13 protein-coding genes, 1 tRNA gene and 1 other RNA gene are annotated in these 15,391 nt (G+C 52.4%); 7 read left to right on the forward strand and 8 right to left on the reverse strand.

What is annotated here, in order from left to right:
• Window positions 1-276 precede the first annotated feature (276 nt).
• Window positions 277-2,970 (forward strand): bifunctional acetaldehyde-CoA/alcohol dehydrogenase, encoded by a 2,694-nt coding sequence (gene adhE / locus FA91_RS09810; RefSeq protein WP_034915186.1) that lies wholly within the window; start codon window positions 277-279, stop codon window positions 2,968-2,970.
• A gap of 56 nt (window positions 2,971-3,026) precedes the next feature.
• Here adhE and tdk read toward each other — a convergent pair whose 3' ends face one another.
• Window positions 3,027-3,644 (reverse strand): thymidine kinase, encoded by a 618-nt coding sequence (gene tdk, locus FA91_RS09815; RefSeq protein WP_034915187.1) that lies wholly within the window; start codon window positions 3,642-3,644, stop codon window positions 3,027-3,029.
• Between the two features lie 526 nt (window positions 3,645-4,170).
• Between tdk and hns the strand changes: the two genes are divergently transcribed.
• The gene (hns, locus tag FA91_RS09820; protein WP_034915188.1) at window positions 4,171-4,578 is read left to right on the forward strand and encodes a histone-like nucleoid-structuring protein H-NS; all 408 of its coding nucleotides are present in this window, start codon (window positions 4,171-4,173) and stop codon (window positions 4,576-4,578) included.
• Between the two features lie 71 nt (window positions 4,579-4,649).
• On the opposite strand, the gene FA91_RS09825 is transcribed toward hns, so the two are convergent.
• The 5 genes from FA91_RS09825 to rssA form a co-directional block, all read right to left on the reverse strand.
• The gene (locus FA91_RS09825) at window positions 4,650-5,654 is read right to left on the reverse strand and encodes an NAD-dependent epimerase (protein WP_034915191.1); all 1,005 of its coding nucleotides are present in this window, start codon (window positions 5,652-5,654) and stop codon (window positions 4,650-4,652) included.
• A 14-nt stretch (window positions 5,655-5,668) separates the two neighbouring features.
• Window positions 5,669-7,009 carry a UDP-glucose/GDP-mannose dehydrogenase family protein gene (locus FA91_RS09830; protein ID WP_034915193.1) on the reverse strand — a complete coding sequence of 447 codons (1,341 nt, stop codon included), beginning with the start codon at window positions 7,007-7,009 and terminating at the stop codon, window positions 5,669-5,671.
• A gap of 25 nt (window positions 7,010-7,034) precedes the next feature.
• Window positions 7,035-7,943, reverse strand: a complete 909-nt coding sequence (gene galU / locus FA91_RS09835; RefSeq protein ID WP_034915196.1) for a UTP--glucose-1-phosphate uridylyltransferase GalU — start codon at window positions 7,941-7,943, stop codon at window positions 7,035-7,037.
• Window positions 7,944-8,138: 195 nt separating this feature from the next.
• Complete coding sequence (gene rssB, locus FA91_RS09840; protein ID WP_034915200.1) at window positions 8,139-9,152, reverse strand: two-component system response regulator RssB; 1,014 nt, start codon at window positions 9,150-9,152, stop codon at window positions 8,139-8,141.
• Between the two features lie 83 nt (window positions 9,153-9,235).
• Complete coding sequence (gene rssA / locus FA91_RS09845) at window positions 9,236-10,153, reverse strand: patatin-like phospholipase RssA (protein ID WP_034915203.1); 918 nt, start codon at window positions 10,151-10,153, stop codon at window positions 9,236-9,238.
• A 102-nt stretch (window positions 10,154-10,255) separates the two neighbouring features.
• On the opposite strand from rssA, the gene FA91_RS09850 reads away from it, so the two are divergent.
• From FA91_RS09850 to xthA, 5 genes are all read left to right on the forward strand, one after another.
• Window positions 10,256-10,714, forward strand: coding sequence for a YchJ family protein (locus tag FA91_RS09850; RefSeq protein ID WP_034915206.1), 459 nt, complete (start codon window positions 10,256-10,258; stop codon window positions 10,712-10,714).
• A 49-nt stretch (window positions 10,715-10,763) separates the two neighbouring features.
• Window positions 10,764-11,612 carry a formyltetrahydrofolate deformylase gene (gene purU, locus FA91_RS09855; RefSeq protein WP_034915209.1) on the forward strand — a complete coding sequence of 283 codons (849 nt, stop codon included), beginning with the start codon at window positions 10,764-10,766 and terminating at the stop codon, window positions 11,610-11,612.
• 128 nt (window positions 11,613-11,740) lie between these two features.
• Window positions 11,741-11,825: transfer RNA gene (locus FA91_RS09860), tRNA-Tyr, on the forward strand.
• A gap of 45 nt (window positions 11,826-11,870) precedes the next feature.
• A non-coding RNA gene (locus FA91_RS20505) (RtT sRNA) lies at window positions 11,871-12,001 on the forward strand.
• A 205-nt stretch (window positions 12,002-12,206) separates the two neighbouring features.
• On the forward strand, window positions 12,207-13,016 hold the full coding sequence (gene xthA, locus FA91_RS09865; protein WP_034915211.1) for an exodeoxyribonuclease III: 810 nt from the start codon (window positions 12,207-12,209) through the stop codon (window positions 13,014-13,016).
• 43 nt (window positions 13,017-13,059) lie between these two features.
• On the opposite strand, the gene FA91_RS21365 is transcribed toward xthA, so the two are convergent.
• Together FA91_RS21365 and FA91_RS09875 are read right to left on the reverse strand one after the other, a co-directional pair.
• Complete coding sequence (locus FA91_RS21365; RefSeq protein ID WP_082212581.1) at window positions 13,060-13,452, reverse strand: DUF1496 domain-containing protein; 393 nt, start codon at window positions 13,450-13,452, stop codon at window positions 13,060-13,062.
• The gene (locus tag FA91_RS09875; protein WP_034915212.1) at window positions 13,452-15,374 is read right to left on the reverse strand and encodes a DNA topoisomerase III; all 1,923 of its coding nucleotides are present in this window, start codon (window positions 15,372-15,374) and stop codon (window positions 13,452-13,454) included. Before FA91_RS09875 ends, FA91_RS21365 begins: the two co-directional genes overlap by 1 nt.
• Window positions 15,375-15,391 lie beyond the last annotated feature (17 nt).

The following is a 15,391-nucleotide window of genomic DNA, read 5'->3' on the forward strand; positions in this document are numbered from 1 at the left end:
CAGGCGCTGAATGGAGTCAGCGTTAGTGTTACCTGATCCAGATCAAAATTGCGCTACTCCATTGTGAGTAAGCTTAATTTCAGAGAAAGGAAGCGGGTAGTAAGCACACCCTTTACGCTGTGAAGAATGTGCAGACTCTATCAGTAAACATGCGGAATACATCGCAGATATAACGAGTGCATCACAGCTTTATAACAACACATTAGCACTCAATGACTATACTGCTGGTTTCCGACCTGTTTACTAATAGAGTTTAACTTTCATCAGGAGAGTATTATGGCCGTTACTAATGTTGCTGAACTTAACGCACTGGTTGAACGTGTTAAAAAGGCACAGCGCGAATATGCCAACTTCACTCAAGAACAGGTAGATAAGATATTCCGGGCCGCCGCTCTCGCGGCAGCCGATGCCCGAATTCCGCTGGCCAAAATGGCCGTTGCAGAATCAGGCATGGGTATTGTGGAAGACAAGGTCATTAAAAACCACTTTGCTTCTGAATATATCTACAACGCCTACAAGGACGAAAAAACCTGCGGTATTCTGGATACGGACGATACCTTCGGCACCATTACTATTGCTGAACCCACCGGTCTGATTTGCGGTATTGTTCCTACCACCAACCCCACGTCCACCGCAATCTTCAAGGCCTTGATAAGCCTTAAAACCCGCAACGGCATCATTTTCTCACCTCATCCGCGTGCAAAAGACGCCACCAACAAAGCGGCAGACATTGTGCTTCAGGCCGCTATCGCCGCCGGCGCGCCTAAAGACATCATCGGCTGGATTGACGTTCCTTCCGTTGAGCTTTCTAACCAGCTGATGCATCACCCGGATATTAACCTGATCCTCGCCACCGGCGGTCCGGGCATGGTTAAAGCGGCTTACAGTTCAGGCAAGCCTGCCATCGGCGTTGGTGCAGGCAACACGCCGGTAGTGATTGATGAGACGGCTGACATCAAGCGCGCAGTGGCATCGATTCTGATGTCTAAGACCTTCGATAATGGCGTTATTTGCGCCTCCGAGCAGTCGGTGATCGTGGTGGATTCAGCCTATGATGCCGTGCGTGAGCGTTTTGCCAGCCATGGCGGCTACATGCTGCAAGGCCAGGAGTTGAAAGCCGTTCAGGACATTATCCTGAAAAATGGCGGTCTGAATGCGGCTATCGTAGGCCAGCCCGCGGTGAAAATCGCTGAAATGGCGGGCCTCAACGTGCCGGGCAACACCAAAATTTTGATCGGCGAAGTGCAGGCCGTTGACGAGTCTGAGCCGTTTGCTCACGAAAAACTCTCTCCTACCCTTGCCATGTATCGCGCGAAAGACTTTGAAGACGCGGTCGTTAAAGCAGAAAAACTGGTGGCGATGGGCGGTATCGGCCACACCTCCTGTCTCTATACCGATCAGGATAACGAGCGTGAACGCGTCAACTACTTTGGCGACAAGATGAAAACCGCCCGCATTCTGATCAATACGCCAGCGTCACAGGGCGGCATCGGCGACCTGTATAACTTTAAACTGGCACCGTCACTGACGCTGGGTTGTGGTTCATGGGGTGGTAACTCCATTTCTGAAAACGTCGGACCTAAACATCTGATCAACAAGAAAACCGTGGCCAAGCGAGCAGAGAATATGTTGTGGCATAAACTTCCGAAATCCATCTATTTCCGCCGTGGCTCACTGCCTATTGCCATGGAAGAAGTCGCCAGCGATGGCGCAAAACGCGCCTTTATCGTGACCGACCGCTTCCTGTTCAACAACGGCTATGTCGATCAGGTGGTGAACGTCCTCAAATCACACGGCATTGAAACCGAAGTGTTCTTTGAAGTGGAAGCCGATCCAACGCTGAGCGTGGTGCGTAAAGGTGCGGAGCAGATGAACTCCTTTAAACCAGACGTTATTATTGCGCTGGGCGGCGGTTCACCAATGGATGCAGCAAAAATCATGTGGGTGATGTATGAACATCCTGAAACCCATTTTGAAGAGCTGGCGCTGCGCTTTATGGATATTCGCAAACGTATCTATAAATTCCCGAAAATGGGCGTTAAGGCGAAAATGATCGCGATCACCACCACCTCAGGCACCGGTTCAGAAGTTACGCCGTTCGCCGTGGTAACCGACGATGCCACCGGTCAGAAATATCCGCTGGCGGACTACGCGCTGACGCCGGATATGGCCATCGTTGACGCTAACCTGGTGATGAATATGCCGAAATCGCTGTGTGCGTTCGGTGGTCTGGATGCGGTGACGCACGCGCTGGAAGCGTACGTTTCAGTTCTGGCAAATGAATACTCTGATGGACAGGCACTTCAGGCGCTGAAGCTGCTCCAGGAAAACCTGGCGGCAAGCTACAACGAAGGCGCGAAAAACCCGGTAGCGCGTGAACGCGTTCATAACGCCGCCACTATCGCCGGTATCGCTTTCGCCAATGCCTTCCTCGGCGTATGTCACTCAATGGCGCACAAGCTCGGTTCGGAATTCCACATTCCGCACGGTCTGGCTAATGCCCTGCTTATCAGCAACGTTATTCGCTATAACGCTAATGATAATCCAACCAAGCAGACGGCTTTCAGTCAGTACGACCGTCCACAGGCGCGTCGTCGCTACGCCGAAGTGGCTGACCATCTGAAACTGAGCGCCCCTGGCGATCGCACCGCGCAGAAAATCGAGAAACTGCTGGTGTGGCTGGAAGATCTGAAAGCGCAGTTGGGCATTCCTAAATCAATCCGCGAAGCGGGCGTGCAGGAAGCGGACTTCCTGGCGAAAGTTGATAAGCTGGCTGATGATGCCTTCGACGACCAGTGTACCGGTGCTAACCCACGCTATCCGTTGATTGCAGAGCTGAAACAAATCATGATGGATACCTTCTACGGCCGTGAGTACAGCGAGCCATTTGACAGCGTATCCGAAGCGATTGTTAAGCAGCCAATTGATAACGTCAAAGAACAAATGCCTAAAAAAGTGAAAAAGGCATAACTCAGTAAAAAACCGCCGAAAGGCGGTTTTTTTTTACAACAGGCAACGGTTCTTCATCACCTCAGGCCATGCTCGCCGTGTATCGCACGCATGCATCCCTGCTCAATCGCCGCTTTATAATGCTTGCGGCAAACCGACACGTAGCGCTCATTACCGCCAATGACGACCTGCTCCCCTTCTTTATACGGCTTGCCCTCATGATCGAGGCGCAGCACCATTCCCGCTTTACGACCACAGTGGCAGACGGTTTTCAGTTCAATCAGTTTGTCAGCCCACGCCAGCAGATACTGGCTACCGGTAAAAAGCTCGCCGCGAAAATCCGTACGCAGGCCATAACACAAAACAGGGATATCCAGATTATCCACCACGTCAGATAATGCTTTGACCTGATCGCGAGTCAGAAACTGGCTTTCGTCGATTAAGACACAGTGCACCGGCTCGACCCGCTGCCCGGCTTCAATGTCACCAAAGAGATCCGTCGCGTTGTTATACAGTTTTGCCGGTGATGACAGCCCGATACGCGAGCTGACTTTGCCGGTACCAAAGCGGTTGTCGATTTCTGCCGTATAAACCAGCGTTCGCATCCCACGCTCCTGATAGTTATATGAAGACTGTAGGAGCGCCGTTGATTTACCTGCATTCATCGCAGAATAGTAAAAATAAAGCTGAGCCATTTTGTTCGACTCCAGATAGGCAGTTCAGAAAATTTCGCCCGGCAGTGTATCATATACCCCTTGATTCTGCGTGACATTAATAGTTGCTATACGACGTTCCCGCCAGCTATACGAAAGAGTAATAAATAAATTATTAATAATTCAGATTGTAAATTTCACAAAAAAAACGGTAACGTCGAGGACTAATGGAGAAGATGAAAATCACATTTATTCAGCAATATAAGACTATTTTCCCTGATATTTTCCTGACATTATCTGCCGGCTCGGCATGCTGACTGAAAATTTATAAATCGTAAAACGCGCTAATGGATAGGGTATTAACGTTGCGTTAATGCGACATTTCCAGCACATTGACTATTCCCAAATAATTAAAATTACATCAAAATATTAGCAAGAAATGCATTTACCTTTTAAGCCAGCGCTGACATTTAACGATAGAAATTTGCTATTGCAGAACCTTTTTTCCCGCCTTATTATTATTGGGCTAAAACATACCCACATATTTATAAATTTGAGATTTTTGACAATGAGCGAATCACTAAAAATATTGAACAATATTCGTACTCTGCGTGCACAGGCGCGTGAATGTACGCTGGAAACTCTGGAAGAGATGCTGGAAAAACTTGAAGTTGTGGTTAATGAGCGTCGTGAAGAAGAAAGTCATGCTCAGGCTGAAAACGAAGAGCGAGCCCGTAAACTTCAGCAGTATCGTGAAATGCTGATTGCCGACGACATCGATCCAAATGAATTACTGGCCGTACTGGGTACCTCTAAAACTTCCGGTAAGTCCAAACGTGCCGCTCGTCCGGCGAAATATAAATTTGTTGATGAGAACGGCCAGGCCAAAACATGGACCGGCCAGGGACGTACCCCGGCGGTAATCAAAAAAGCAATTGATGAAGAAGGCAAAACGCTGGACGATTTCCTGCTGTAACGTCTTTTATTAAAACCCTACTCTTTATCGTGATAAAAAAGGAAGCTGACGCTTCCTTTTTTATAGTCGGTTTACACCTGGTAGAACGTTTTGTACCAGCCGACAAAGCGTGATATTCCCTCTTCCACGCTGGTCTGCGGCTTAAAGCCAATGGCCTGATAAAGCGCTTGCGTATCGGCGCTGGTTTCCAGCACATCTCCGGGCTGCATTGGCAGCATATTTTTTACTGCTTCGCTGCCCAGGGCTTTTTCTAACGCCTTGATATAGGCCATCAGCGTCACCGGCTGGCTGTTGCCAATATTATAAACGCGATACGGCGCAGAGCTGGTCGCCGGACTGCCGTTTTCAACCGTCCACTGCGCATCAGCCTGCGGAATAACATCCTGAAGACGGAAAATCGCTTCGGCAATGTCATCAATATAGGTAAAGTCGCGCCGCATCTGACCGTTGTTATAAACGTCAATGGCTTCGCCAGCAACGATGGCTTTGGTGAATTTGAATAAGGCCATATCCGGACGCCCCCACGGGCCGTAAACCGTGAAAAAGCGTAATCCGGTAGTCGGTATGCCATAAAGGTGCGAATAGGTATGAGACATCAGCTCATTCGCTTTTTTGGTCGCCGCATAGAGCGAAACCGGATGATCGACCGAATCATCGGTGGAAAATGGCATTTTGCGGTTGAGCCCATAAACAGAGCTTGATGAAGCGTAAAGCAGATGGCCAATATTATTGTGACGACAGCCTTCAAGAATATTCAGGTGACCAATCAGATTCGCGTCCGCATAGGCGAGAGGATTGTCCAGCGAATAACGCACGCCAGCCTGCGCGCCCAAATGAATAACGCGCTCAAAACCCTGACTGGCAAAAAGTGCCGCAATGCCTTCGCGGTCGGCTAAATCGAGTTTTATAAAGGTGAAATCGGGAGAGGCGATCTGTGCCAGGCGGGCCAGCTTCAGATTGACATCGTAATAATCGTTCAGGTTGTCGATTCCGACAACCTGGTGACCGGCCGACAGCAGACGGTTTGTAACGTGAAAGCCGATAAATCCTGCTGCGCCGGTAACCAGATATTTCATACTGCCCTCGTTAATTATGCAATTTGGATAGAAGCTCCGCGGCCGATTGCATAATAAACAAAACCGCGTTTACTGACTCTCTCTGGATCATACAGGTTACGACCATCAAAAATCACGGCTTCTTTCAGAGCATTTTTAATAACGTCAAAATCCGGGGCGCGGAAATTTTGCCATTCGGTACAAATGACCAGACCGTCAGCGCCCTGAAGGGCCGCTTCTTTGGTGCCCATCAGCTTCAGATCGTCACGGTGACCGTAGATACGCTGCGCTTCATCCATTGCTTCCGGATCGAAAGCCTGCACCGTCGCGCCTGCTTCCCACAGCGTTTCCATCAGCACGCGGCTGGAGGCTTCGCGCATATCGTCCGTGTTCGGTTTGAATGACAGGCCCCACAGTGCAAAGGTCTTGCCCTGAAGATTGTCGCCGAAGTGACGCTTAATAAAGGTTGGCAGCTTGGTTTTCTGCGAATCGTTAACGTCTTCCACCGCCTGAAGCAGACGCGGTTTGTAACCAATCTGCTCTGCGGTGCGGATCAGCGCCTGCACGTCTTTCGGGAAGCAGGAACCGCCGTAGCCGCAGCCAGGATAGATAAACGAGTAGCCGATGCGTGAATCAGACCCAATACCCTGACGAACTTTCTCAACGTCTGCGCCCAGACGCTCCGCAAGGTTAGAAATCTCGTTCATAAAGCTGATTTTTGTCGCCAGCATGCAGTTTGCCGCGTACTTGGTCAGCTCTGCGCTACGAATATCCATCAGGATCATACGGTCGTGGTTGCGGTTGAACGGCTCATAAAGCTCGCGCAGAAGCTCAACAACCTCGTCATTATCCGTACCGACAACGATACGTTCAGGACGCATGCAGTCGCTTACCGCCGCGCCCTCTTTGAGGAATTCAGGGTTAGAGACCACGTCAAACGCAATCTCAGCGTTTCTTCCCTTCAGCGTCTCTTCCATCACGCCGCGAACCTTGTCAGCAGTGCCGACAGGAACGGTTGATTTATCGATCACAACCTTATGATCGTTCATGTGCTGTGCAATAGTACGGGCTACGGCAGTAACATATTTCAGATCTGCGGAACCGTCTTCATCGGGCGGCGTACCAACCGCGATAAACTGCATGATACCGTGGTTAACGCCCTCTTTCGCGTCAGTGGAAAACTTGAGACGACCCGCCTCATAGTTTTGCTTAACCAACGGCGTCAGGCCCGGTTCAAAAATTGGAATGATCCCTTTCTTCAGATTGTCGACTTTGTTTTCGTCAACATCGATGCAAAGAACGTCATGTCCGACTTCAGCTAAAACCGCAGCCTGAACCAGACCGACATAGCCGATACCAAATACGGTGACTTTCATTGAATTGTCCCGGTTAAAATTAAACTTACTTTTTATTACCAACGGTGCTTTCGAGCCACTCTTTAAAGTCGCTGCCCAGCGAATTATGGCGCACGCCATACTCTACAAACGCCTGCATATAGCCGAGCTTGTTACCACAGTCATGGCTGATGCCTTTAAGATGGTAAGCTTCTACAGTCTCTTTATCCATCAGCATAGCGATCGAGTCGGTCAGCTGAATTTCGTCACCCGCGCCTGGAGGTGTCTTCGCCAGCAGAGGCCAGATGTCAGCAGAGAGCACATAACGGCCCACTACTGCCAGATTTGACGGCGCTTTATCTGCTTTAGGTTTTTCCACCACGCCGACCATTGGTGCGCTTTCGCCTGGGTTAAGCTGTGCGCCCTGGCAATCCACCACGCCGTAAGCGGTCACGTCAGCGACGGGCTCAACCATGATCTGGCTGTTGCCGGTTTCTTCAAAGCGACGGATCATGTCAGCCAGGTTTTCTTTCGCCAGGTTGGATTCGTATTCGTCGATGATAACGTCTGGCAGGATAACAGCGACAGGTTCGTCACCGATAACCGGATGCGCACACATCACCGCGTGGCCAAGCCCTTTTGCCAGCCCCTGACGCACCTGCATGATGGTGACATGCGGTGGGCAAATAGACTGAATTTCTTCCAGCAGCTGACGCTTGACGCGCTTTTCCAACATGGCTTCGAGTTCGAAACTGGTATCGAAATGGTTTTCGATAGAGTTTTTTGAAGAATGCGTAACCAGTACGATCTCATTAATGCCTGCGGCAATACACTCGTTTACGACATACTGAATTAGCGGCTTATCAACCAGTGGCAACATTTCTTTAGGAATAGCTTTAGTTGCTGGCAGCATACGCGTTCCCAGTCCTGCAACGGGGATTACCGCTTTTTTTACTTTGGACTTATAGGCAGACATCAAAGTACCTCTCTGTTAGGCCGTTCAAGTTATTACTTGATATGTCGAGTTTAAAAAACGAAGTGAGTATACCAGTGGAACCCTGACGGATTTATCCTGGTTGAATCATTTCAGCATAATTTAAGATTATTACCCAAGTATAAAGCCAATCTCTGGACCTGCCCGGCTTCGCGGACAGGAATATCCGCGGCCGGTTTAATCGGTCGACAACATCAGGCGCAGCCTGCCGCCGGCGCCCCATACCTGACACTGCCAGTCACTACAGCGCTGACTTATTTGATTCAAATGTGTACTGCCCATCGTACCAAGCGGGACACCATTACTGAGCTGTATTTGATGGGCATTTACGTTCAGGGTGGCATTTAATCCCGCAGAAACGAGAATAAGGTTTTTCAATCCCTGATGATAATAGCCGACCAATAAAGGAAACTGCCCTTTCAGATTGGCCTGGCGTAAAAGCAGATTAACCTGTTTTAACAGGCCATTTAATTCAGGTAACCGCTGAGACTGGCCGGACAATTGATCCTGAAGCAGGCCGTTAAATAATGCGCGTAATAATAAAGCAGCGAGTACGCCATTATCTCCGGCGCGCGTCACATCAAGACAGTAGAACGCCAAATCTTTCTCAGAAAGGGCCGCAACATCCAACACCAGACCCGGCTGTTCGGCCATCGTGAGCTGACGATAATTTATACGGCAGTGCGCAATCGTCTGTTGCACCGGCGGCTGTAGCTGTTTAAGCAATTTGGCCGCCGCCTGAGGATCCTGAACCAGCGCGTCCCAGTCCTGAAAAAGCTGTTCATCCTCCTCGACTTTCGAGGAGAACATTGAAGGGTAAAGGCACTCAAACACCGCTTCACGCAGGCGGCCTAAATCTTTAAGCGGCTTGAGCAACACATCCTGCACGCCGAGCCGAAGGACGCTGGCGATGTCGGCCATGTTCTCCGTGGCTGAAACGATAAGAATCGGGATATCGTTGCCGCTGCTGCGAAGAGTCTCAACCAGCTTAAGGCCATCCATGCGCGGCATCGCCAGATCGCAGATCATCAGGTCGGGCACAGTGGCGCCGATTTTTTCCAGCGCATCAAGTCCGTCATCAGCGACGACAACGGTTGCCCCGAGCGCATCAAGAAAGTTGTTCAGCAGGGAACGGAAAACGGCTTCGTCTTCAACAATCAGAATCTGTTTTCCGGTTAACGGCTTCTCCATTATTCCCCCTTGCACAGCAGATAACTCAATAGTGGCTCATAAAAACCATTCTCGCTTGTGGTAAAAAGCATTAACCGCATAACTTATTCATCCTTAGATAATTTATGGCGGATCAGCGGCAAGAGTTCATCCATTCTCTTCTCAACGGCCAGCCGACCGGCTTCAATGGCTTCCGCCGCACGGTGAAAATCCAGCGTGGAAATTTGCGGACAAAAGGGCTGAATGAGGACATCAGGAGGGTCGCCCGCCATACGCGTACGTTTCACGCAGTTTTCAAGCACCTGTATTGAGGTAGTCATAATCTCCATCGCGCCGGGACGTTGATTCATTTTTCGCTGAGTGGCGCGCGTCAGCGTTTGCCGCAGCTTAACGCCCCACCCCGAAGTGGCTGCGCTTGATGTGCGCTCCTCGACAGGCGTAACGGAAAGTAAATCCTGATGCATCAGATGCGCGTCGTGCTGAAGATCGACAGCAATCACGATATCGGCGCCCAGCGCACGCGTCAGAGAGATGGGAACAGGGTTAACGACGGCACCATCAACCAGCCAGTAGCCGTTCCATTCAACTGGCGATAGCAGACCGGGCATACTGCAAGAGGCGCGAACCGCCTGATGAAGGTCACCTTCGGTCAGCCACAGTTCGCGACCGGTACTGAGATTCGTGGCAACGGCACCGAAGGGAAGTGAGCACTGCTCGATTTTTTCATGACTGACCAGCCGCCGTACGTGGCTGAACACCCGATCGCCGCGCAACAGGCCGCCGCGCCGCCATGAAAGATCCATCAGGCGAATGACATCCCAGTAACGAAATGAGCGTACCCAGGTTTCCATTCGCGGCAGGTGATGACTGGCATAGGCAGCGCCCACCAGCGCGCCGACGGAGCTTCCGGCGACCACATCAATCTTTATTCCTGCCCGCTCCAGCGCATTGATTACGCCGATGTGGGCCCATCCTTTTGCAGCGCCAGAACCCAGCGCCAGCCCAACCTTAACCTGTCTCATTCATCCCCTGGTATTTGCCAAACTTCAAATGGCATCATCCCGGCTGCTCGGTTACCATGATGCCTTGTTATTCTGCCGTCTTTAATCATTCCTGGAGTCGACGTGTCAGCCCTGTGTCCCTGTTGTAGCGGGTTGGAGTATAGCCTATGTTGCCAGCCCTATCTAAATGGTCTTGCTGTTCCACCTGACCCGGAAGCGCTGATGCGCTCACGCTATACCGCTTACGCCACGCATAATACCGACTGGCTCATTGCCACCTGGCATCCGTCCTGCCACGCCGAAAACTTCCGTGGCGAGCTGGAAAGGAGTTTTGCGAATACTAAGTGGCTAAGTTTACAGATTATTGAAGCAAAAAAACCAGGGGATTACTCTGAAGGATTTGTGTCTTTTTTTGCTCGTTTCTCCGAAAACCACGGTGAAGGCTTTATTCACGAGCGCTCGCGCTTTCTTCGCGAGGAACAACGCTGGTATTATATAGACGGCATCGTGCCGGAAACAGGGCGAAATGACCGCTGTCCCTGTGGCTCCGGCAAAAAATTTAAGAAATGCTGCGGTCAATAAACAGCGCCGCTCACCTACACAGAATTGCTTCGACAGGATCATCAACGCAATGCAAGCGCAGACACCGCAAAGAAAAGTTTTACGTACCATTTGCCCGGATGCAAAGGGCCTTATCGCAAAAATCACCAATATTTGCTACAAGCACGAACTGAATATTGTGCAGAACAATGAATTTGTCGATCACCGCACCGGGCGTTTTTTTATGCGTACCGAGCTGGAAGGCATATTCAACGATACGACGCTGCTTGCCGATCTCGACAGCGCGCTGCCTTCGGGCTCCGTGCGCGAGTTGCACCCTGCCGGTCGTCGTCGTATCGTCATTCTGGTCACCAAAGAGGCGCACTGTCTGGGCGATCTGCTGATGAAAAGCGCCTATGGCGGCCTGGACGTTGAGATCGCCGCGGTAATTGGCAACCATGAGACACTGCGCACGCTGGTGGAACGTTTTGATATTCCGTTTATGTTAGTCAGCCATGAAGGTCTGACGCGCGAAGAGCATGACAATAATATGGCGGCGGAAATTGACCGCTACCAGCCTGACTACGTGGTGCTGGCGAAGTACATGCGCGTGCTGACGCCTGCCTTTGTGCAGCGTTATCCCAACCAGATTATTAATATTCATCACTCGTTCCTGCCGGCATTTATAGGCGCGCGTCCTTATCATCAAGCCTATGAGCGCGGCGTGAAGATCATTGGCGCCACCGCGCACTACGTGAATGATAATCTGGATGAGGGGCCGATCATTATGCAGGACGTGATTCACGTCGATCATACCTACACGGCGGAAGATATGATGCGTGCGGGACGCGACGTGGAAAAAAACGCGCTGAGTCGCGCCCTTTACCAGGTGTTGGCGCAGCGGGTGTTTGTTTACGGTAACCGCACGATTATTCTTTAACGCGCCTGGCAAAGCAGCGGTCAGCGTAAAAAAGCGGCAAACGGTATTTTTTTCGGGTGCGCAGGCTTTACAGCCGTCTCTCATTTGGTATGATGCGCCCCGCTTCAACAGCACACAGCAAGCCCCGTGGTGGGGTTCCCGAGCGGCCAAAGGGAGCAGACTGTAAATCTGCCGTCATCGACTTCGAAGGTTCGAATCCTTCCCCCACCACCATCACTTTCAACGCCCACAAATTCCCCCCACATACTGACGCCTGCATAATTCTCCTTACGGGGAAGGATGAGAACCTTCGACCAGGGTTCGATTCGAGCGCAGCGAGAAAGCGTTGCCGCAGGCAACGACCCGAAGGGCAAGGAACAACGTTCCGCGTCATCCTTCCCCCACCACCATCACTTTCAACGCCCACAAATTCCCCCCACATACTGACGCCTGCATAATTCTCCTTACGGGGAAGGATGAGAACCTTCGACCAGGGTTCGATTCGGGCGCAGCGATGAGAATCTTCAACGCGCCAGCCCTGTCAGCAAAGATGACATCAACCGCCGCTCTCTGCTACCATTCCGACATCTTTCCCCTTGTAAAGCAGCCTGCGTAATGAAATTTGTTTCTTTTAATATCAACGGACTACGCGCCCGTCCTCATCAGCTTGCCGCTATCGTCGAACAGCATCAGCCCGACGTGATCGGCCTTCAGGAAACCAAGGTTCACGATGATATGTTTCCGCTCGAAGAGGTGGCGAAGCTTGGCTATAACGTATTTTATCACGGGCAGAAAGGTCACTATGGCGTTGCACTGCTGACTAAGATGCAGCCGGTCGCGGTTCGTCGTGGTTTTGCCGACGACAATGAAGAGTCGCAGCGTCGCCTGATCATGGCCGATATCCCCAGCGCGCTTGGCAACATTACCGTCATTAACGGCTATTTCCCGCAGGGGGAAAGCCGTGACCATCCCAGCAAGTTTCCGGCGAAAGAGAAATTTTATCGCGATTTGCAAAACTACCTGGAGCAGGAACAGCAGCCCTCCAGGCCGGTGCTGATTATGGGCGATATGAACATCAGCGCGGCGGATCGGGATATCGGCATTGGCGAAGAGAGCCGTAAGCGCTGGCTGCGCACCGGCAAGTGCTCCTTTTTACCTGAGGAGCGTGAATGGATGGATCGCCTGATGAACTGGGGGCTGGTGGATACCTGGCGCAGCCAGAACGGCGAGGTAAGCGACCGTTTTTCCTGGTTTGACTATCGTTCTAAAGGGTTTGACGACAATCGCGGCCTGCGTATCGACCTGATGCTGGCGAGTCAGCCACTGGCCGCGCGCTGCATTGAAACCGGCATTGACTATGAGATCCGCAGCATGGAAAAGCCTTCCGATCATGCGCCGGTCTGGGCGCGTTTCGACATCGAATAATGAATGATGCCCCTTTACCGGAGGGCCAGTCCGGTGAAGGGCTTTACTTCACGGTTTGCCAGGTCAGATTGTTGGTGCCAATCGAGCGCTCATCGCGGCTGCACTGCAACAATACGCCTTCCATTTTCACTACCGATCCCTCTGTGTAGCTGCGGTTTTCATAAGTGCAGCAGCGCAGGCAGGGCGGCTGATTGCTTTGTCCCTGCGTCCACGCTTCCGGCGGCATATCCACCACGACATCAGCATTGGGGCTGCTACCCTGCTCACTGTTGCCGCCGTTATGATAGCCGCCGCCCTGCTCATAACCGCCGCCGTTGCCATAATCATCGCCCTGATGATGCTGTGAATTACCCACGTGCAGGCTTTGATCTGCCGCGACGAGGTGTCCGCTGAACAGCAGCGCGGCGGAGAGAACTACCCAGGCCGTTCTTTTCATTATTCTGTATCCTTCGCTTTCGCCGCTTTTCGCCGAGGCGGCTTTTTAGATGATCTGGCGGGCGCCGGCAGCCCCCGAAACGCATGGGCGGCGGGCTGCTGTCGCGCCTGTGAAATCAGGTTGTGCAGCGTCTCCACCAGGGGCGTCATGAAATCCTGATAGCGGCACTGCTTCTCACTGATTTTAGTCAACGTTGACTCCCAGTGGGCGGTCATATCCGGCCGCGCCGCCATTTCGGGCAGTGAATGAATTAACGCGCGGCCGGCGGGCGTGGCGTGTATATAGCGCCCTTTCTTCAGCAGAAAAGCACGCTTAAACAGCAGCTCGATGATCCCCGCACGGGTTGCTTCCGTTCCTAAACCATCGGTCGCACGCAGTACTTTCTTTAGATCTTTATCCTGTACAAAACGTGCGATGCCGGTCATGGCCGATAACAACGTCGCATCGGTAAAGTGACGCGGCGGCTGCGTCTGTTTTTCCACCACCTCGCCGCGTTCGCAAAGCAGCGTGTCACCTTTCGCCACTACCGGCAGCGGCGTGCCGTCGTTCTCCTCATCGCGTTCCTTGCTGCCAAGCAGCGCGCGCCAGCCCGCTTCGGCAAGAAAACGCGCTTTTGCAATGAATTTACCCCCGGCGATATCCAGCTCAATCACGCATTTGCGGTAAACGGCATCCGGGCAGAATTGCATCAGGTACTGGATAGCGATCAGGCGATAGATCTGACTTTCCGTGTCGCTCAGGCGAACCGCGCTGCTGCGTGCGGTGGGAATAATGGCATGGTGCGCGTCAACTTTTTTATCATCCCAGCAGCGGTTTTTACGATCGCTGTCAAAATCCCCCGGCGGCGTGAGATCGGGCTGATGAATACCAATCGCATTCAGCACCGAGTGCCGTCCCGCGAAGTGTTCCGCAGGCAGATAGCGGCTGTCCGAACGTGGATAGGTGATCAGCTTATGGGTTTCGTACAGCTTCTGGCAGGTATCCAGCACCGCCTGGGCGCTGAGGCCAAAGCGTTTCGCCGCCTCAATTTGCAGGCTGGAGAGCGAAAACGGCAGCGGTGCGGTGTCATTTTCCCGTTTGTCATTATAGCTGGTGACCTGAGCAGGCTGTCCGCTGATGCGGGTTACCACATGGTCGGCAAGCGCCCGACGCAGCAGTCGTCCCTCTTCGTCCTGATAGGGTTCGCACGCCTCGCTTGGCTGCCACAACGCAACAAAACGCTCTTCCGCCGGCGTGACGATGTGGGCTTTTACTTCAAAGTAGTCCTTTGCCACAAAGCTTTCGATCTCCTCATCACGCCGCACCACCAGCCCCAGCACCGGCGTCTGAACACGGCCAACGGAGAGCACGCCATCGTAGCCCGCGTTTCGTCCCAACAGCGTATAGGCACGCGTCATATTAATGCCGTAAAGCCAGTCGGCGCGCGCTCTGGCCAGCGCGGAAACGCACAGTGGAATAAACTCACGGTTTTCGCGCAGCCTGCCGATAGCCCTTTCCACCGCTTGCGGATTGAGATCGTTAATCAGACATCGCCGCACCTGGTCACGTTTTGCGGCAGGCATCGCCAGATAGTCGAGCACCTCATCTACCAGCAGCTGCCCTTCTCTGTCCGGGTCACCGGCGTGGATGACTTCGCTGGCTTTGCCAAGGAGCCCCTCAATCACCCGAAGCTGCTTAGCCACCGACGGCCGCGGCTGTAGCCGCCACTTTTCCGGCACGATAGGCAGATCCGCCAGCGACCAGCGCGCGAAACGGCTGTTGTAGCTGTCCGGCTGCGCCTGCTCAAGCAGGTGGCCGACGCACCAGGTCACCATGTTATCGGAACCGCAGGCGATGAAACCGTCGCCGCGACGGTGAGGCTCAGGCAAAACGTCCGCTATCGCGCGGGCAAGGCTGGGTTTTTCTGCAATAAACAAGCGCATCCGGGATTTGCTTCCTG

It is taken from the genome of Erwinia sp. 9145, from assembly GCF_000745075.1.
GTDB classification, from domain to species: Bacteria; Pseudomonadota; Gammaproteobacteria; order Enterobacterales; family Enterobacteriaceae; genus Erwinia; species Erwinia oleae.

Bases quoted from the DNA above. Each gene is read 5' to 3' on its own strand.
- adhE (WP_034915186.1), top strand. From the start codon at position 277: ATGGCCGTTACTAATGTTGCTGAACTTAACGCACTGGTTGAACGTGTT.
- tdk (WP_034915187.1), bottom strand. From the start codon at position 3,644: ATGGCTCAGCTTTATTTTTACTATTCTGCGATGAATGCAGGTAAATCA.
- hns (WP_034915188.1), top strand. From the start codon at position 4,171: ATGAGCGAATCACTAAAAATATTGAACAATATTCGTACTCTGCGTGCA.
- FA91_RS09825 (WP_034915191.1), bottom strand. From the start codon at position 5,654: ATGAAATATCTGGTTACCGGCGCAGCAGGATTTATCGGCTTTCACGTT.
- FA91_RS09830 (WP_034915193.1), bottom strand. From the start codon at position 7,009: ATGAAAGTCACCGTATTTGGTATCGGCTATGTCGGTCTGGTTCAGGCT.
- galU (WP_034915196.1), bottom strand. From the start codon at position 7,943: ATGTCTGCCTATAAGTCCAAAGTAAAAAAAGCGGTAATCCCCGTTGCA.
- rssB (WP_034915200.1), bottom strand. From the start codon at position 9,152: ATGGAGAAGCCGTTAACCGGAAAACAGATTCTGATTGTTGAAGACGAA.
- rssA (WP_034915203.1), bottom strand. From the start codon at position 10,153: ATGAGACAGGTTAAGGTTGGGCTGGCGCTGGGTTCTGGCGCTGCAAAA.
- purU (WP_034915209.1), top strand. From the start codon at position 10,764: ATGCAAGCGCAGACACCGCAAAGAAAAGTTTTACGTACCATTTGCCCG.
- xthA (WP_034915211.1), top strand. From the start codon at position 12,207: ATGAAATTTGTTTCTTTTAATATCAACGGACTACGCGCCCGTCCTCAT.
- FA91_RS21365 (WP_082212581.1), bottom strand. From the start codon at position 13,452: ATGAAAAGAACGGCCTGGGTAGTTCTCTCCGCCGCGCTGCTGTTCAGC.
- FA91_RS09875 (WP_034915212.1), bottom strand. From the start codon at position 15,374: ATGCGCTTGTTTATTGCAGAAAAACCCAGCCTTGCCCGCGCGATAGCG.